The organism is Legionella maioricensis (genome assembly GCF_023618015.1).
Classification (GTDB): domain Bacteria; phylum Pseudomonadota; class Gammaproteobacteria; order Legionellales; family Legionellaceae; genus Legionella; species Legionella maioricensis.
The window spans coordinates 49,258-65,981 of record NZ_JAJKBJ010000021.1; the positions used below are offsets into that span (position 1 = coordinate 49,258).

The window sequence follows — 16,724 nt, forward strand, 5'->3', positions numbered from 1 at the left end:
TTCAATTAACAATACGCTAGACTGCTTTTATAATCAATTGATGTTTAAAGAATATGAAACAAAAAGCAATATATCCGGGTACCTTTGATCCCGTAACTAATGGCCATATTGATATCATTAGCCGGGGCGCCAAAATTTTTCCTGAACTTGTAGTCGCTGTAGCCAGCAATAAAGCAAAACGACCCTATCTGTCTTTAGAAAAAAGAATTCAATTGTTGGAGGAAGTGGTAGGCGATATTCCTGGGGTACAAGTGGTTGGATTTGATAGTCTGTTAATCGACTTTGTTCTTGAGCAAAAAGCTGGAATTATTTTACGGGGCTTACGAGCAGTATCGGATTTTGAATATGAGTTTCAATTAGCAGGAATGAACAGAAAATTATCCAAACAAGTGGAGACTTTATTTTTAACTCCTTCTGAAAACCTGATGTTTATCTCATCCACCCTGGTACGTGAAATTGCGGCATTAAATGGTGACATTTCTCAATTTGTGCCGGCTGCAGTGGTGAGGGAATTACATAAGAGACAAAATGAAACATAAGTATCACTTATTCCAGTTTCCGCGTATAAACTTAAAAGGCTTGGGCTTTTTTTTACTGTTCCTGAGCAGTCCTTTACATTCTGAACCATTGCATTCCTATCCACCCGGTTATGCTATAGCCAGCGCTCATCCATTAGCAACCAACGCCGGTTTAGAAATTCTGGCTCAAGGCGGTAATGCCTTTGATGCCGCGGTGGCTGTAGCAGCCACCCTGGCAGTAGTGGCGCCTTATCACTCTGGTCTTGGTGGAGGGGGATTCTGGTTATTACATCAGGAAAAAAATCATAAAAATATATTTATAGATGGTAGAGAAACTGCTCCAAAAAAAGCAAAAAAAAACATGTACTTAGGGGCTGATGGCAAAGTTATTCCTGGCTTATCATTGAATGGAGGGTTAGCTGCTGCTATTCCCGGACAGCCCGCTGCCTTGGTTTATATTGCAAAGAATTATGGGCAATTGCCCCTTGCAAAAACTCTTGCTCCTGCTATTAAACTTGCTAAAGAAGGCTTTTTAGTAGACAAGCAATTTAGATATTTTTCCATGATGGATGATCGGTTGAGCTTCTTAAGGAAATATCCAGCAACAGCCGCAATTTTTTTGAACAATAATCAACCTTATGCCATTGGTGAACGTCTTATTCAAACGGATCTGGCTAAAACATTGGGTTTAATTGCAACTAAGGGAGAGCAAGGTTTTTACACCGGTGAAGTGGCCGAGCGTTTAGTACATGACGTCAACGCAGCAGGCGGCATTTGGACTCTTGATGATTTGGCAGATTATAAAATCAAAATTAGAGAGCCATTGGTGGGTGCTTATCACAATATGCTAATTATCACTGCCCCTCCTCCTTCTGCTGGAGGAGTGGGGCTGTTAACCATGCTTAATATTCTGGCGAATTACCCATTATCTTCCTTTCCCAAGTTGAAATGGGTGCATTATCTGGTTGAATCCATGCGTTTAGCCTATTGGCAACGGGACCAGTTTTTAGGTGATCCGGATTTTATAACTATTCCAGTGAATAAATTAATTGCAGCAGATAATGCAAAACTATTAAGTACTTTAATTTCTCCTGATAAGGCGATAGACAGTAAACTATTGCAAGGCCCTCCGCCGAGTCAGGAACAAGCAAATACTACCCATTTTTCCATTATTGATTCCGAAGGTAATCGGGTAGCTGCGACAATGACGGTGAATTTTATTTTTGGTTCGAGCGTTGTTGCAAAGGGAACAGGTGTATTGTTGAATGATGAAATGGATGATTTTTCTACTAAGTTAGGCGAGCAGAATGTATTTGGCTTAGTTGGCAGTGAGAAAAATATCATTGCGCCCGGCAAAAGGCCTCTGTCGAGCATGACCCCCACCTTTTTAGAGTTACCTGGGCGAGTTGCAATTCTTGGTACGCCAGGAGGGAGTCGTATTCCTACCATGATGTTAATTGCATCATTAATTTTTAATGATTCCTACGGGGCGATTAGTATGGTTTCAGCGATGCGTTTTCATCATCAATATTTACCCGATGTAATCCAATTTGAACCGGATACTTTTTCCCCTGCTATTCAGGAAGGATTGAAGGCAATGGGCTATCAACTTATGCCACTCAATCAGAATTATGGCGACATGCAGGCTATTACCTGGGATAAAGAGAGAAACATCTTGACTGCCACTTCAGACCCAAGAAATATAGGTTTAGCTGCAAAAGTAGTGACCAGTTCGGGCGGCTATGGAGTAAAACATTAGGATAGATCTTCCCCCATGAGTTCCTTGATACTTTGGTAGGTTTGGTTAATCAGTTCATCTTTATTTTCAACAGTAAATTGTGCTGCGTCGATGGGCTTACCAATATGAATTTCTGCTTTTTGTTTTAGATTAATTCTAAAAGTTCGTGCCGGCAGGATATTAAATGCACCTCTAATCCCGATGGGAATAATCGTTGCCTTTGCTTGAATTGCAGTAATGAAGGAACCTTTTTTGAAGGGGGCGAGTTTTCCGTCTTTTGAGCGAGTACCTTCAGGAGCAATCCAGATAATGATGCCGCTTTCCATTAATTGCTGCGCATAGGCCAAGTCTTTAATCGCCTGATATCTATTTTTTCTGTCTATGAAAGGAAATTCAGCAGCAGCCATACCTTTTCCCAATAAGGGAATTTTAGACAGTTCTCTTTTCGCAAGCATGCGTATGGAATGATTAGGAAATACTTTAAACCCAAGAGGAATATCATAAGCGCTTGAATGATTACACATTAAAATAGTTGCCTGGCCTGGTTGGGGCTGGACATTATATGGATTAACTACTCTATATTGAACTTGGACTTTATTTAATAGTTGATCGATCCAATGGTGGATGGTTTTATCTACCCAAGGGCGGGTTGGCGTACTAAAAATATATTTAAGTATTGAGCGGATGGAAACTATTGCTGTATAAAAAAATAATGTGGTAACTATCCAAAAAGTTTTTATGCGGCTTATTTTCATTGTCAGACATTCAGGTTTAATGACGGGTAATCTTACAGCAAGTCGATTAACTTGCCTAGTTGATTTCATGAGCAGGGTCTCTTTACTGGAGACCCTGTTAGAATCAGGACTATTCAATTAGGCGAACATTCTGGTAAGGCTAGAAAATATTCCCTGATCTTGAGCGGATATATTGTGTATATCCATTCCTTCAGACATAAATTGCTCATCATGCCATCTTTCAGTCATCCAATCCCTATATTTAGAATGCTGCAGATACCCCATTTCCTCTATTTCATTTACCACGTCATGGCGTCTTTCGTCTTCTGTTATCTCAAAATAGCGTAAGCGATAGTATGGATTTTCTGACATGACCTCACTGGCCTTTTCAAAATGAGGGAGGGCGTCTTGTTTATTGCGGGTGAAATAATAAATGACGTCACCCAGCAAGTAATGCATTTTACCTAAAATAGGACGAAACTCTTTGGATCTGTTTTTTTCATTTAGAGCAATAAATGTCTGCAAGTTATTTTTTAATGCGTCTATTTCTGCCTTATGTTCCTTTACAAAGTCTGATCGTAGTTCCCACGAGTCGTCAAAGGTAACTGGCACTCTGACTTTTTCAATAAGACAATTAATTTTACGTAATAACACTTTATTAAGGGCTGACCTGGATGCGGGAAAAGCATTAAGTAAATTCAATTGATTGAGTACCTCCTGAGCCTTATTCAGCCGTTTCAGATCTGCATTTTTAACTTCAGGATGGAGGATTTTGTCAATGTTAAAGAGAGTCAGAGCATATTCTACGGTAACGGCTAAAAGTGGATTGTCTTGGGGGGTAATGCGCGCTATTAATTTAGCAATTATTACTAATTGCAATGCGGTTTTTTCTGCTAGATGTAGGTCTTCTTTTTCCAGTGCTGTTTTGATTGATGCGGTTTTACTCTCTATTTCTGAAACAAAATAATTCCGTAATTCCAGTAGTTTATTTTTGTCAAATTTGAAGTGAGGGTGTTTTTTATACAACTCTTTTGCCTCATGAAAACGCTTGTCTTTAATTGCCTCATTAAATTGATATGTAGTCCATTCTTCCTTCATGAGAATGTCTTGCATCGAGCTATCCCGGTCCAGAATATGGGGCTCCAGCCTTACTGCATGGGCCAGCAGGGGAATTACCTTATCTCCCAGAATAAATTTGGTTATGGTAAATCTGTTTTTTTCTGTTTTTGCCTCTTCTAAATAGGCGTCAGCTACTTTGGCTCTTAATTCAGGATGAGATTGCAGATAGTATAATTGTTCTTCAATGTTGAAATTTTGTCTTATATAATTTACAGCCCTGCTTTGTTCTGACTCATTGAGTGAACGGAATAATAGTGCAATAAGTTCAATTGCTTTTTGAAGTGCTTCAGGGTCGTGGTATCTTTGGGATATATAAAAAACAATAAATTGTTCTTTAAAATTAATTTTAACCCGCTCTGACCAGATAAGAGCTTCATTAAATCTGCGTTCCCCCACAAGATGGGCTGCATAGGCTTCGGCAAAGGGGCTTAACTCAAAACAATCAGATGAATGTGCTGATGTATTTTGATAGTACATCCCTCTAATCGATTGGGAAATAATCTCTGCGTCCTGAGGATCTATTGAAGGAACCAAAGTATATAATTGTTCATTAACCAAGGTATGGCCGAATGGATAAGCTTGGAGAATGGGTTGGTTTAATGCCGGAAAATTAGGAGAGTGAGTTAAATAGTAACTCATTAATAGTTGTTGCAGTTCAGCAGAATTTTGATTATTTCGTTCGGAGCTAATTAATGCTTTAAAGCGATCAGAGATTATTGAAGGAGCATATTCTTCAAATTCAACGGGATGAAATCCTCTTAAATAACCATAATAGGCAATTTTTGCCAATGTCATTTCTACTTTATTCGGATCGCAATGGTTATCAAATCCCAGCCATCCTTTGAATAACTGAAAGAGCGATTGAAGCCAATTGACTCTATATACCTGTAATCCATCAGTGTATAAGCGGTTTTGGGGATGACTTTTTATTCCATGCCAAAAAGCTTTATATTCTCTTTCATCAATGGTGTAGATCATAAAATCAGGAAGATAAACTAAGCCTTCCGCTTTATAGTGTCTTGTTAAACGTCCCCCTAACCTTAAACGCAACATCAAAAATCCTATAAGTGAGTTTAAAGGGGCGCATTTTACCCGATATGGCATTGTTGAACAATTAACTCATAAACTGACCTTAATTATCACATTTTATCATCAGGGCTGAGGAACACTGCCATTGACTTAAGAAACGTCATCCAGAGCGAAGCGAAGGATCTCTAAAATGTGGCCGATGTCTATTTCAGGCTCCCTCGACCAAACTCCCTCGGAATGATGGAAAGTGGCTTAAATCAATGGCAGGGGGGCTGACATTGAGGACAAAATGCGGAATGGCGTCCTGCAATGACTACAGTCTCGATTAGTGCATTGCATTGAAAACAGGGTTGTTTTTTTCGACCATAAACCTTCAGGGCTACACTGAAATAACCAGGTTTGCCATCAAACGTATAAAAATCACGCAGAGTAGTGCCTCCCGCCTCAATTGCTGACTTTAGTATTTGTTTGATTTGCATGGTCAATGAGTGACAGACAAGCTCCGTTATTTTGTTTGCTGGAGTGAGGGGATGTATACCGGTCAAAAAAAGGCTTTCAGTGGCATATATATTCCCCACTCCCACGACGATTTCATTATTCATAATCAGCGACTTGATTGAGATATTTTTATTACGAGTCCTTTTATATAAATAATCGCTGTTAAAATCCTGCGAAAGTGGTTCCGGGCCTAAATGAGCAAGTAATGGATGCTGATTCGGGTTTTCATGGAGATACACAAACAAGCCGAATCGTCGTGGATCGCAGTACCTTAGACTGAGTCCGTTAGTCATTATCAGGTCAAGATGATCATGTTTTGCAGGAGGGGTGTCACTAGGTACAATGCGTAAATGACCAGACATGCCAAGATGAATTAAAATATATCCTTGGGAAAGATGCAGGAGAATATACTTAGCCCTGCGGCTAAGGGCGACTATTTTTTTTCCTGCACATAATTCATTGATATTTAAGGGAACAGGCAAGCGAAGTTTAGGATTTCGCACTACAATCCGAGTAATTATTTGATCTTCCAGGTGAGGCTTAATTCCTTGTTTTGTGGTTTCAACTTCTGGTAATTCAGGCATTATTTTTTATCGTCATGTTCAATTACCCTGCCTTCTTCTTCGTTTTTAATGGTTTTATCAGGAAATAAATATTGTTTTATTAGAGCGATGAGCCAGAGTATTCCACCGATAATTAATCCCCAAACTGCAATGTAAAAAAACATAAACAGTAAACCTATCACTAATGCAATGGCAACTCCTACCAGTACAAACGGAAGTAAATTTTCAAAAAATTTTTGCAATTTATCGTTCATAGCTCCATCCTGAAGTAAATATTTAATTAATTATCGGCCACATAGTGAAATCATGCAATATAATGCTTGAAAATGTGTTATGATTATACTATCTGGATGTAATATTTTTTGATTTTCATCAATATTATAAACTGTTTTTACTTAATTTGGAGTTACTATGGTTTTCGGCTATTTGAACCTGACGTTTTGGGGGTATGTACTTGCAACACTAGTATTAACTCAAATTACTATAGCATCTGTAACAATCTATCTTCATCGTAACCAAACGCACCGAGCGTTAACCCTGCACCCTATTATCAGTCATTTTTTTCGTTTCTGGTTATGGTTGACTACGGGTATGGTCACTGCTGATTGGGTGGCTATTCATCGTAAACATCATGCCACCACCGATGTCGAAGGCGATCCGCACAGTCCTGTTGTGTTAGGGATTAAAAAGGTATTCTGGCAAGGCGCTGAATTATATCGTATTGCTCGTAAAGACAGAGATATGGTAGCGAAATATTCTCATGGTACTCCAACAGACTGGATTGAGCGCAATCTTTATTCTCGCCATTCTGCAAAAGGCATTTTGTTAATGTTTTTGCTGGATTTGTTTTTCTTTGGTGCTCCCGGAATTACTATTTGGGCAATCCAAATGATATGGATTCCTTTATGGGCTGCGGGGGTTGTTAATGGTGTAGGTCACCACTGGGGTTATAGGAACTTTGAATGTCCAGATGCCGCAACTAATGTTTTCCCCTGGGGATTTTGGATCGGGGGCGAAGAGCTGCATAATAATCATCATACTTTTGCTTCATCAGCCAAGTTTTCAGTAAAATGGTGGGAGTTCGATATTGGTTGGATGTACATTCGTGTTCTGTCTTTTTTAGGTTTGGCCAAAGTCAAAAAATTACCACCCAAGCTGGCTATGGATGAAGGCAAGCTTCAGGTGGACATCGATACAGTTAAAGCTGTGATCTCTAATAGATTTCAAGTGATGTCTAATTATTATAAAAGTGTGATTAGACCAATATTAAAATACGAAAAGAGCAACAGCATAGAAACTAAAGCGGATAAAAAGTTGTTTCAACGTGCAGGAAGTTTGCTGCGTCGTGAAGATAAGTTATTAACAACTAAGGCCAAGACTCGCTTACAAACATTGTTAGAGGCTCGTGAGCAATTGCGATTGGTTTATAGCTATAAACAATCATTACAAAATGTCTGGTTGAAAACCGCATCAAGTCAAAAAGAATTGATCGAGGCACTACAACAATGGTGTCGTCAAGCTGAAGAATCAGGCCTTGATGTATTAAGACAATTTGCTCAGCAATTAAAAGGTTATGTACCCGTTTATTAATTCTTCCAATGAGTGTGGATTTTTATCCACACTCGTCTTCTCTTTAATAGCAAACCAGATATTTATTGATTACAAATAAAATCATTGGGAAAAACTACCGCAACGCTATTGTTAAAACCATTCAGGATTACATTTCCTGCTTTTAATGTGCATTCACCAATAGGGGGAGCCAGTTTTGCAAGGGGGGCATTGGAGTAGAGAGTAGCACTTACCGTATAAGGACGCGGAGAACAATTGAGTTTTTCTATGGTCTTCGGAGCACTTCCTCCGCGAAGAGTCACTGATTTACTTAAACCTTCATCATTAGTTACATTAAAAGCAACGCTATTATTGGGAAGGATGGGAGGACTGGAAACAGCAACCTGGATTTCGCAAGAATCGTCGTTAGCATAAGCATAGTGTGGGGCAATAACAGCCACTAGGGATAACGTTGTCGCAAATATATTTTTGAGCATAATAACCTCTTTTAAGTAAAAAGCGTCTAATATTAAGCGTTACAATCTAATAAATAACTACTGCCAAGTCAGGTTATAGTTAATCAATTTTCATTGCAACTTAAAGGACGGTCAGTTAGATAGTCTTTACTCTTTCCTGACGGTAATTGGTAAAATAATTTGGGAATTGACAAGTGAATTAATTTAATTTGTAGTATTATCAAGAGGTAATCTTTGAAAACAGGGAGTTGTTATGGAAAAGAGAGTTGCAATTGTAACAGGTGGCACCGGTGGCATTGGTTCAGCAATCTGTCAGCGTCTTGCTGCGGATTTTAAAGTCATCGCATGTTATTTCAAGGATGGAAGACATGAAGAGGCGAAAAAATGGCAGGAAGAGCAACAAAAATTAGGTTTTGACATTGATGTGGTCTATGGTGATATAGCCCAATACAGTGATTGTGAAAAATTAGTAGCTCTTAGTCTGGAGCGTTATGGGCAAATTGATGTATTAGTAAATAATGCAGGAATAACCAAAGACTGCTCCTTGCGGAAAATGACCCCACAACAATGGCAGCAAGTGATAGACGCTAATTTAACGAGTGTATTTAATATGACTCGTAATGTAATACCGGTCATGTTGGATAAAGGATATGGACGTGTCATTAGCATTTCCTCAATTAACGGACGAAAAGGACAATTTGGTCAATGTAATTATTCCTCTACGAAAGCTGCTTTATTTGGTTTCACCAAAAGTTTAGCTTTGGAAGTCGCATCTAAAGGCATTACCGTCAACACAATTTCTCCGGGCTATATAGAGACACCAATGCTCGCCGCGGTAAAAGAAGAAGTTTTAAATTCAATCATAGCCAGTATTCCCGTTGGACGGTTAGGTTATCCAAAAGAAGTGGCTGATGTAGTGGCTTTTTTGGCATCTCCTGACAGTGGTTTTATCACCGGAGCCAATTTGGACGTTAATGGCGGTCAGTATATGTAACAAGTATCTTTCCATCCTCTAAAAATACACTTGTCTTGTAAGAATACAGAGGATTAATAACGTTGTATTGACATAAACTAAACGGGAATAACATGCAAAATAACAACGTGGTATTAATTACAGGTGGCACAGGAGATATAGGTACCGCAATTGCCAAACAGTTAGATTCAACTTATCGACATGTCATTGCACTGGATTTGATTCCCAATGAGAAAGGTGAGTTATGGGAACAAGACTTGTTTGAGCAGAATTATAAAAACATCTCTTTTCGGCATATGGATGTTACTGATTTTGAGCAGTGTGAAAAGGTTATTGGTTCAATTATTAAAGAATACGGAAATGTTGATGCCCTGATTAATAATGCAGGTATCACCCGTGATGCAGTATTTACTAAAATGACAAAACAACAGTGGGATGAAGTATTAAGAGTCAATCTCGATGGAATGTTTAATGTCACTCGCCAGGTTGTTGAGGGTATGAAAGCGCAAGAGTCGGGCAGGATAGTTAATATTTCTTCTGTTAATGCCCAAAAAGGGCAGTTTTCTCAAGCTAATTATGCAGCATCCAAAGCAGGGGTTTATGGTTTTACCAAAAGTTTGGCTCAAGAACTCATGATGAAAAATATTACGGTGAATAGTTTGTCTCCTGGTTATGTGAATACACGATTAATGCAGGGTATTCGACCCGATATATTAGAAGGGATCATTAATCTCATTCCTGCAAAACGACTGGCAGAACCTCAAGAAATTGCATGGGCAGTTGAATTTCTGATTAGTGAAAAAAGTCGTTATATCACGGGTGCAAATCTCAGCGTGAATGGTGGATTGCATATGTATTAATCCTTGCAATCTTAGAACATCGAACACTTGTAATGGTTTATAATGATTATAAGTGTTCGAAATTTCAGAGTAAATAATGACTAGATTAATAAAAAAATATAAAAACCGTAGACTTTATGATACCGAGACAAGCCAGTACATTACCATTGAGCAATTACAGCGTTACGTACTTGATGGGGTGTTATTTAAGGTAGAAGACTCTGAAACGGGAAAAGATCTCACTAACTCCATTTTATTGCAGATTATTGTTGAGATGGAGGCCGGTCCTACTCAATTTTTGTCTTCTGATATTTTGCGTCAGATTATTTCTTTGGCCAATCATCCCATGCATTCATCCTTGAAAGCGATGATGGAGCAAATGTTTCATTCAATGGATAAGCCTCTGCAAAGTAACCCTTATCAGCAGGCAACAGAAGCCTGGAATCAGCAAATGCAGCAGATGATGAAGCAGTGGCAGAAAGTATTTAAGCCCGAATAAGCACTTTTATGTTGCATTGCAATATATATTTATTTATATCATTGACAAACAGTATAGATAAGTACTAATATTAAATTGTGCAATGCAACATAATGGAGAATATCATGAACCAACAAAATTTTGATAAATGGAGTGAAATGGCTAAAAAAATACAAGAGCCTTTCAAAGCCATAGCTGAATTAAATGTCAAAACCTTACAAGGCTTAACTTATTTAAAACCAGAGGAGCTGGCTCAAGTTAAAAAACCAGAAGAAATGCTGGAAAAGCAAATTAATCTTGCTGTGGAAAATGGCCATAAAGCATTAGATTATTTGCAACAGTCTTTTCAAATTATTGAAAAAGCAATGCTAGGGATCGTTAAAGAAGCAAAAGACACTGCTGAAGGCAAGAAATAGTACTATTTAAAATAAAAATATTTCAAGGCTTATTTGAAATCAAGTAAGCCTTTTTTTTTTCACTTTTCTTGTCCGATAAATGATGGACCGTTCACGGGCTATGTCATTTATTAAAATAGCAAAGCCAAATAATCGTCGTTGCGAACGAAGTGGAGCAATCCAGTACAGAATTCGGATTGCTTTGCCAAGGCTCGCAACAACGGAATTTACATTCCGTAAGGTTACAAACGATGAACTGTGAATAATAAAGACTCAAAACTAGAAAGGTATTTAATTGTCTTCATAGGGGCATTGGTCACAGTTTTTTCGTAAGTCTAACCTCATCTTCTACATCACAAGCATTAGATAATGGTTTTGTGGGTAATACTACCTGCACATTAATTCCTTTTATGGTGGGGCTGCTTTGTGCTTCTTTCAGATAGTCAATCAGTAGAACATCAATTACTTTACCCTGTTGAGAAGAGGCCTGCCTAAAATAGAGTTGATCCTTAATCCGTATAGCAAACCCTAAATGAGAAATATCTAATGAGGTGCCTATGAGCTCTCGTAAGTCCCAATTGGGTCTTACAATTTCTATGATTGCTCCATGCGGGATTTGGGAAAATAAATAAGTATTGGGTTTATTGTCCTTGGTGAATAAAGCAGTTAAAGGTATATAAGGAAGTTTTGAAGGAGTGGTCTCCAGATGACGCCCTTTTGTTTTTAACTCATTTAAAAGCTCTTGTTGTTTCATTTTGTTATCATTTTGCAATCTTATGGTGGCAAGAGTTTTATGGGCGTACCAACCAGGTTTGTCAATTAAAGCCTCTGCAAATAATGCCACAGATTGATTATTTTGATCTTTAATACTGAGAGTAATATCTTTAAGCACCCCTCGTCGTTGATTATTTCTATTCCAGTCTATAGAGGTAAAATGATTGCGATTGATATAGGCCCTTTTGCCGTTTTTATAGCGGGTGTATTTCAAACATTGCTTAAATGATTCAACAGAATTGGCTAAAGCTAAAGAGAGCACGGTATTGACATAGGTATCACAATCAAAGGCATCAACACGATATAGCGGGAATTGATCATAACGAGCGTTGGGTCCTTCTCCTAAAGAACCCAGCTCATAAACGGTTCCTGAAAAATGGTTACTGATCCAATCTATTCTTTCAGCCATTGAAGTGTTCGGCATGGTATTCAGTGTATGATATAGTTCGCTTATAGTTGAATTCGCCTGTTCTTCAAGAGCAGTAGAGTCAAGCGCATGACTAAAAAAACTGATAATGAAACAAGCAAAAAATAATAAATATCTAAAGGGAGCGGTAGTGTATTTCATGAGTATTTTGTTCTGTTTAAAATGCAAATTGTGCTATATGCTACCCTTTTTTAGGGCTGGGAGGCAAGAATGCTCAATATAATTTGGTTAGGAATGATACTAATTTCTATCATCGTAGGCATTATTGAAGGACGCATTGACGAGGTAGTACGGGCAGTAACCGACTCTGCAAAGCTTGGATTTGAAGTAGCCATAGGTTTGACAGGAATTATGGCTTTATGGCTTGGAATTATGTCTATAGCTACTGAGTCAGGTCTGGTAGCAAAACTAGGAAATGCGCTCAAACCTCTTCTCAAACGTTTATTTCCAGACATCCCTGTAGAACATCCCGCCATGGGGGCGATGGTAATGAACATTGCCGCAAATATGCTGGGACTGGCAAATGCTGCAACCCCATTTGGCTTACAAGCGATGAAGGAACTACAAAGTCTAAATAACCATGTGACCATTGCCACGAATTCCATGTGTACCTTTTTAGCAATTAATACTTCAAGCGTTCAGCTCATTCCTGCTACCGCAATTGCTTTTCTTGCGGCAAACGGTAGTACTAATCCTAGCAGTGTCATCTTCAGCTCTTTAATTGCCACTACTGTCTCAACTATAGTGGCCATTGTTGCAGTGAAACAATTGGCTAAACTGCCTCGATTTCGCATGGACAGGGTGGACAGCCTATGAATGGATTTGCTAATCAATTATCTAATTGGATGTTTTTAATCTTTATAGTAGGCATTCCAGTGTATGCAGCTATAAAAAAGGTAAATGTCTTCGATGCTTTTATTATTGGCGCCAAGCAAGGTTTTGATACCAGTGTAAGTATTATTCCTTATCTTATAGCAATGATGGTTGCCATTGGGATGTTAAGGGCTTCTGGTTTTTTTAGTCTGATGGATCAGCTTTTGGCACCTTTGATGACGATGATTGGGATGCCTCCTCAAGTATTGCCTTTGGCTTTAATCAGGCCTTTTTCAGGAAGTGCATCAACAGGAGTAATGGCTGAGTTAATTCATCAATACGGCGGAGATTCTTTAATTGCCAAAACTGCTGCAACAATGATGGGAAGTACAGAAACAACATTCTACGTTATTGCTGTTTATTTCGGGTCAGTTGGAATTAGAAGAACAAGACATGCAATTCCAGCCGGGTTGTTAGCTGATTTGGCGGGGATTGTGGCTTCAGTCCTAATCTGCCGCTACCTATTCGCTTGATGGTCGTATTTGGCGATCTCTCTGCCTGCACTCAAATCCGACCGTTCAATGTATTGAGGACGGCCGTATTTTTCTGCAAACGTTCATGAATTTTTTGGTGTTTCAGCCAAATGTAGGATGTAGCCTGGGTGAAGGCGCGGCTGTAACCCGGGATCGTAACCTGATTCGAGCCTTGCTCCCGGATTACGCTTCGCTCCATCCAGGCTACAATTTTCCGGAGTTCAATGGCTTAACCTAAATCGATATTCTTTCTTCCCGCGCGACTTGCTTGTTCAAACAATTTTAATCTGGAAAATAAAGCTCTGGTTTTTGCTTTAAAAGCGGCCATTTCTCTGGATGATATGGGGGCTGCCGTCGGTAGCGGAATGGTTGTTGGATTTCTGGGTTGATTATTTACATGGAGCTCATAATGGCAGTGAGGACCTGTCGCCAGGCCAGTTTGTCCCACATAGCCAATCACTTGACCGCGTTTTACTTTACTTCCTTTGGAAAGTCCCTTTTGAAACTTAAGCATATGTCCATAAATGGTGCTAAATTTCTTGTCATGTTTAATTTTGATCATATTACCGTAGCCATTGTGTCTATCAATGATAGTAATAATCCCATCGCCTGTTGCTTGTATAGGAGTGCCTATAGGTGCCGCTAAATCAATACCTTTGTGTGCTCTTTTATAATGTAAAATTGGATGATATCTGGATATAGCGAACGTTGAGCTAATGTGGCTGAATTTAATCGGATATCGAGAAAATGCTTTCTTTAGGCTTTCTCCCTGAGGGGTATAATAATCAAAATCACCATTAGCTCTAGTGTGTCGCACTGCCTGAACAGTTTTTCCACGATTAGTATACGATACTGCGAGTATATCGCCTATTCCTACTTTTTTATCTTCTACGTAAATAGCATCGTACGCAATAGAAAATTTATCTCCTGCGCGTATGGCATGAGCAAAATCAATTTCTTTATTAAGTATTTGGGTCATTTGACGAATCAATTTGGACGGAATATTGAGTCGTTGAGCAGTAGTATATAAAGAACCTTTGACCACACCTGTTACATATTGGTTATGACTGGTTGTTTTCTTTGAGTCCACACGTGTTTTATACAAAGTACCCTGTCTATAAATAGTCAGAGTTTGAATATCATTCATCGGTATGACTAGTTTTTCCAGTCGGTGTTTACTAATTAAAAATTGTAATTTTTGGCTTGGTTTGATTGTGGTGAGGACTTTGGCGTGAGGATTTTTTTGTAGTACTGCATGTAAATTTTGTGCGGTTAACCCCAGTCGACGAAAAATAGTTGCCATTGAATCGCCCGATCTGGGACTTATCGTTTGCCATACATTATCTTTTACTATGTTTACTTTTACTTGAGGTGTCGGTTTAACCTGTTTTGATAATTGGCTAGGGGGTGTTTCCATCAGTTTGGGCTGTGAAATCTGATTATCGCCTGTTCGTCTTGATTGAGTAGATGGTGCTTTTGCCAATTTTGGGAGTGATAATTTTTTACTAAAATCATTTTTTTTATTATGTGAGAAATGGGTTACAAGAAAATAGGGCAATGAAAAGGCAAAAACTAATGCAAAAGCCATTAACAGCTTTGATGGTTTAGCTTGCTTTCGCTTTGGGATACTTGGTCTTGGTCTTTTATCCATCGGTTGCCTATACTGCTGTCATCCACAAGAATGGTTTAGTTTTAATTTTTATTTAATAAATAACAGTCATTAAGTGGAGGTGACCACTACTTCAGAGTCAATCAATTTGACTTCGTATTTGGATATTTTGTTATTTTTTTCTCAATTTAGTGTAACAATTTACCTGAAATTACAACTTTGGTATAGCAGGAATTTGCTAACCGGGCTAAGATACTCGGTGTGAGAAGATTGGTCAATCATTTATATAGGTTTTAATAATATGCTAGAAATAATTACAGAAGATCAACGCGAGTTAATACGCGGCTGCGAAGAAGTTCTTCCCATGAGTGAATTAGGAAAAAAATTACAAAAGGGCATCCCCCTGAAAATTAAAGCGGGCTTTGATCCCACAGCACCTGATCTTCATCTCGGGCATACCGTACTACTTAATAAGCTAAGACAATTTCAACAATACGGACATGAGGTCATTTTCTTAATTGGCGATTTTACGGCACTGATTGGCGATCCAACGGGAAAAAATGTTACCCGTATGCCTTTAAGTGAAGAGACGGTTATTGAAAATGCAAAAACATATCAGCACCAGGTTTTTAAAATTCTGGATCCGGCTAAGACCACAGTAGCTTTTAACTCCCAGTGGCTTAGCAAATTCACTGCTGTTGACTTAATTCGTTTGGCTGCTACCCATACAGTGGCAAGGATGTTGGAGCGTGATGATTTTAACAAGCGTTACGTGTCCGGTCAGCCAATCGCAATACATGAATTTTTATATCCTCTGCTGCAGGGTTACGATTCAGTCGCTTTAAAAGCAGATGTTGAGTTGGGCGGAACAGATCAGAAATTCAATCTGTTGATGGGGCGTGAGTTACAAAAACACTATGGCCTGGAGCCGCAGGTTGTCATGATGACACCACTAATAGAAGGTTTAGACGGAGTAAAGAAAATGTCTAAGTCTTTAGATAACTATATAGGTATCAATGAACCTGCCGTGAATATGTTTGGCAAGATCATGTCCGTATCAGATGAATTGATGTGGCGTTACATCGACTTGCTTAGCTTTAAAACCGGTAAAGAAATTCAACAGTTAAAAAAATCTGTAGAGCAAGGAGCTAATCCTCGAGACATTAAGATAGATTTTGCTAAGGAAATAGTGGCTCGTTTTCATGATCAAACTCAAGCAGAAAATATGCATAGAGATTTTATTGAGCGGTTTCAAAAAGGAGTCATCCCGGAGGATCTCGAAGAAATGTCTGTAGTAAGTAATGAGCCTGCCCATTTAGCTCAACTATTAAAACAGATAGGTCTGACTGCAAGTACTTCTGAATCGATTAGATTGGTGAAGCAAGGTGCAGTAAAAATTAATGGTGAAAAGGTGTCAGACCCCGCGCTGCTCCTGGCTTCAGAGCAGACTTACATCATCCAGGTTGGCAAGCGTAGAATAGCCAAGGTGCTTTTACAAAAAGCAGACTGAGATTTTTTTTTTAAAAAAATGCAAAAAGTGTTTGACACTGAACGCAAAATCAGTAGAATACGCAGCACGCCTTCGGGGCAGGTTCATTAAGAATTGAGAAGACAAACTGTGTGGGCGCTTTGAAGAAATTTGAGTGCTTAATAAAGAAAT

17 protein-coding genes are annotated in these 16,724 nt (G+C 38.8%); 10 read left to right on the forward strand and 7 right to left on the reverse strand.

Features of this window, described 5'->3' with window-relative positions; genetic code table 11:
• Nucleotides 1–53 precede the first annotated feature (53 nt).
• The gene (gene coaD / locus LOX96_RS14275) at nucleotides 54–539 is read left to right on the forward strand and encodes a pantetheine-phosphate adenylyltransferase (RefSeq protein WP_250423242.1); all 486 of its coding nucleotides are present in this window, start codon (nucleotides 54–56) and stop codon (nucleotides 537–539) included.
• Entirely contained in the window at nucleotides 529–2,277 is a 1,749-nt protein-coding gene (ggt, locus tag LOX96_RS14280; protein ID WP_250423244.1) for a gamma-glutamyltransferase, read from the forward strand. The genes coaD and ggt overlap by 11 nt, the downstream gene beginning before the upstream one ends.
• Here the strand turns inward: ggt and LOX96_RS14285 are convergent.
• The 4 genes from LOX96_RS14285 to LOX96_RS14300 all read right to left on the reverse strand — a co-directional run bounded on the left by LOX96_RS14285 (nucleotide 2,274) and on the right by LOX96_RS14300 (nucleotide 6,453).
• A complete protein-coding gene (locus tag LOX96_RS14285) occupies nucleotides 2,274–3,011 on the reverse strand; it encodes a lysophospholipid acyltransferase family protein (RefSeq protein WP_250423280.1) in 738 nt (245 codons plus the stop codon). The genes ggt and LOX96_RS14285 overlap by 4 nt on opposite strands.
• Nucleotides 3,012–3,128: 117 nt before the next feature.
• Nucleotides 3,129–5,162: a hypothetical protein gene (locus LOX96_RS14290; RefSeq protein WP_250423246.1), complete on the reverse strand. Its 2,034-nt coding sequence runs from the start codon at nucleotides 5,160–5,162 to the stop codon at nucleotides 3,129–3,131.
• 233 nt (nucleotides 5,163–5,395) lie between these two features.
• Entirely contained in the window at nucleotides 5,396–6,220 is an 825-nt protein-coding gene (mutM, locus tag LOX96_RS14295; protein ID WP_250423248.1) for a bifunctional DNA-formamidopyrimidine glycosylase/DNA-(apurinic or apyrimidinic site) lyase, read from the reverse strand.
• Nucleotides 6,220–6,453, reverse strand: coding sequence for a hypothetical protein (locus LOX96_RS14300; RefSeq protein WP_250423250.1), 234 nt, complete (start codon nucleotides 6,451–6,453; stop codon nucleotides 6,220–6,222). The genes mutM and LOX96_RS14300 overlap by 1 nt, the downstream gene beginning before the upstream one ends.
• A gap of 157 nt (nucleotides 6,454–6,610) precedes the next feature.
• On the opposite strand from LOX96_RS14300, the gene LOX96_RS14305 reads away from it, so the two are divergent.
• Complete coding sequence (locus LOX96_RS14305) at nucleotides 6,611–7,789, forward strand: DesA family fatty acid desaturase (protein ID WP_250423252.1); 1,179 nt, start codon at nucleotides 6,611–6,613, stop codon at nucleotides 7,787–7,789.
• A 62-nt stretch (nucleotides 7,790–7,851) separates the two neighbouring features.
• Here LOX96_RS14305 and LOX96_RS14310 read toward each other — a convergent pair whose 3' ends face one another.
• Complete coding sequence (locus LOX96_RS14310; protein ID WP_250423254.1) at nucleotides 7,852–8,244, reverse strand: hypothetical protein; 393 nt, start codon at nucleotides 8,242–8,244, stop codon at nucleotides 7,852–7,854.
• 232 nt (nucleotides 8,245–8,476) lie between these two features.
• Between LOX96_RS14310 and phbB (LOX96_RS14315) the strand changes: the two genes are divergently transcribed.
• From phbB (LOX96_RS14315) to LOX96_RS14330, 4 genes are all read left to right on the forward strand, one after another.
• Nucleotides 8,477–9,217, forward strand: coding sequence for an acetoacetyl-CoA reductase (gene phbB / locus LOX96_RS14315; protein ID WP_250423256.1), 741 nt, complete (start codon nucleotides 8,477–8,479; stop codon nucleotides 9,215–9,217).
• A 92-nt stretch (nucleotides 9,218–9,309) separates the two neighbouring features.
• Nucleotides 9,310–10,056 carry an acetoacetyl-CoA reductase gene (phbB, locus tag LOX96_RS14320; RefSeq protein WP_250423259.1) on the forward strand — a complete coding sequence of 249 codons (747 nt, stop codon included), beginning with the start codon at nucleotides 9,310–9,312 and terminating at the stop codon, nucleotides 10,054–10,056.
• Between the two features lie 76 nt (nucleotides 10,057–10,132).
• Nucleotides 10,133–10,534 (forward strand): polyhydroxyalkanoate synthesis regulator DNA-binding domain-containing protein, encoded by a 402-nt coding sequence (locus tag LOX96_RS14325; RefSeq protein WP_250423261.1) that lies wholly within the window; start codon nucleotides 10,133–10,135, stop codon nucleotides 10,532–10,534.
• A 104-nt stretch (nucleotides 10,535–10,638) separates the two neighbouring features.
• Nucleotides 10,639–10,929 (forward strand): phasin family protein, encoded by a 291-nt coding sequence (locus LOX96_RS14330; protein WP_250423264.1) that lies wholly within the window; start codon nucleotides 10,639–10,641, stop codon nucleotides 10,927–10,929.
• A gap of 295 nt (nucleotides 10,930–11,224) precedes the next feature.
• On the opposite strand, the gene LOX96_RS14335 is transcribed toward LOX96_RS14330, so the two are convergent.
• The gene (locus LOX96_RS14335; protein ID WP_250423266.1) at nucleotides 11,225–12,250 is read right to left on the reverse strand and encodes an N-acetylmuramoyl-L-alanine amidase-like domain-containing protein; all 1,026 of its coding nucleotides are present in this window, start codon (nucleotides 12,248–12,250) and stop codon (nucleotides 11,225–11,227) included.
• Between the two features lie 69 nt (nucleotides 12,251–12,319).
• On the opposite strand from LOX96_RS14335, the gene LOX96_RS14340 reads away from it, so the two are divergent.
• Both LOX96_RS14340 and LOX96_RS14345 read left to right on the forward strand, forming a co-directional pair.
• Nucleotides 12,320–12,925 carry a nucleoside recognition domain-containing protein gene (locus LOX96_RS14340; protein WP_250423268.1) on the forward strand — a complete coding sequence of 202 codons (606 nt, stop codon included), beginning with the start codon at nucleotides 12,320–12,322 and terminating at the stop codon, nucleotides 12,923–12,925.
• Nucleotides 12,922–13,455, forward strand: coding sequence for a spore maturation protein (locus LOX96_RS14345; protein ID WP_250423270.1), 534 nt, complete (start codon nucleotides 12,922–12,924; stop codon nucleotides 13,453–13,455). The genes LOX96_RS14340 and LOX96_RS14345 overlap by 4 nt, the downstream gene beginning before the upstream one ends.
• Nucleotides 13,456–13,684: 229 nt before the next feature.
• Here LOX96_RS14345 and LOX96_RS14350 read toward each other — a convergent pair whose 3' ends face one another.
• On the reverse strand, nucleotides 13,685–15,106 hold the full coding sequence (locus LOX96_RS14350; RefSeq protein ID WP_250423272.1) for a M23 family metallopeptidase: 1,422 nt from the start codon (nucleotides 15,104–15,106) through the stop codon (nucleotides 13,685–13,687).
• A gap of 259 nt (nucleotides 15,107–15,365) precedes the next feature.
• Here LOX96_RS14350 and tyrS point away from each other — a divergent pair, with 259 nt between their 5' ends.
• Nucleotides 15,366–16,574: a tyrosine--tRNA ligase gene (gene tyrS, locus LOX96_RS14355; protein WP_250423274.1), complete on the forward strand. Its 1,209-nt coding sequence runs from the start codon at nucleotides 15,366–15,368 to the stop codon at nucleotides 16,572–16,574.
• Nucleotides 16,575–16,724: the final 150 nt, after the last annotated feature.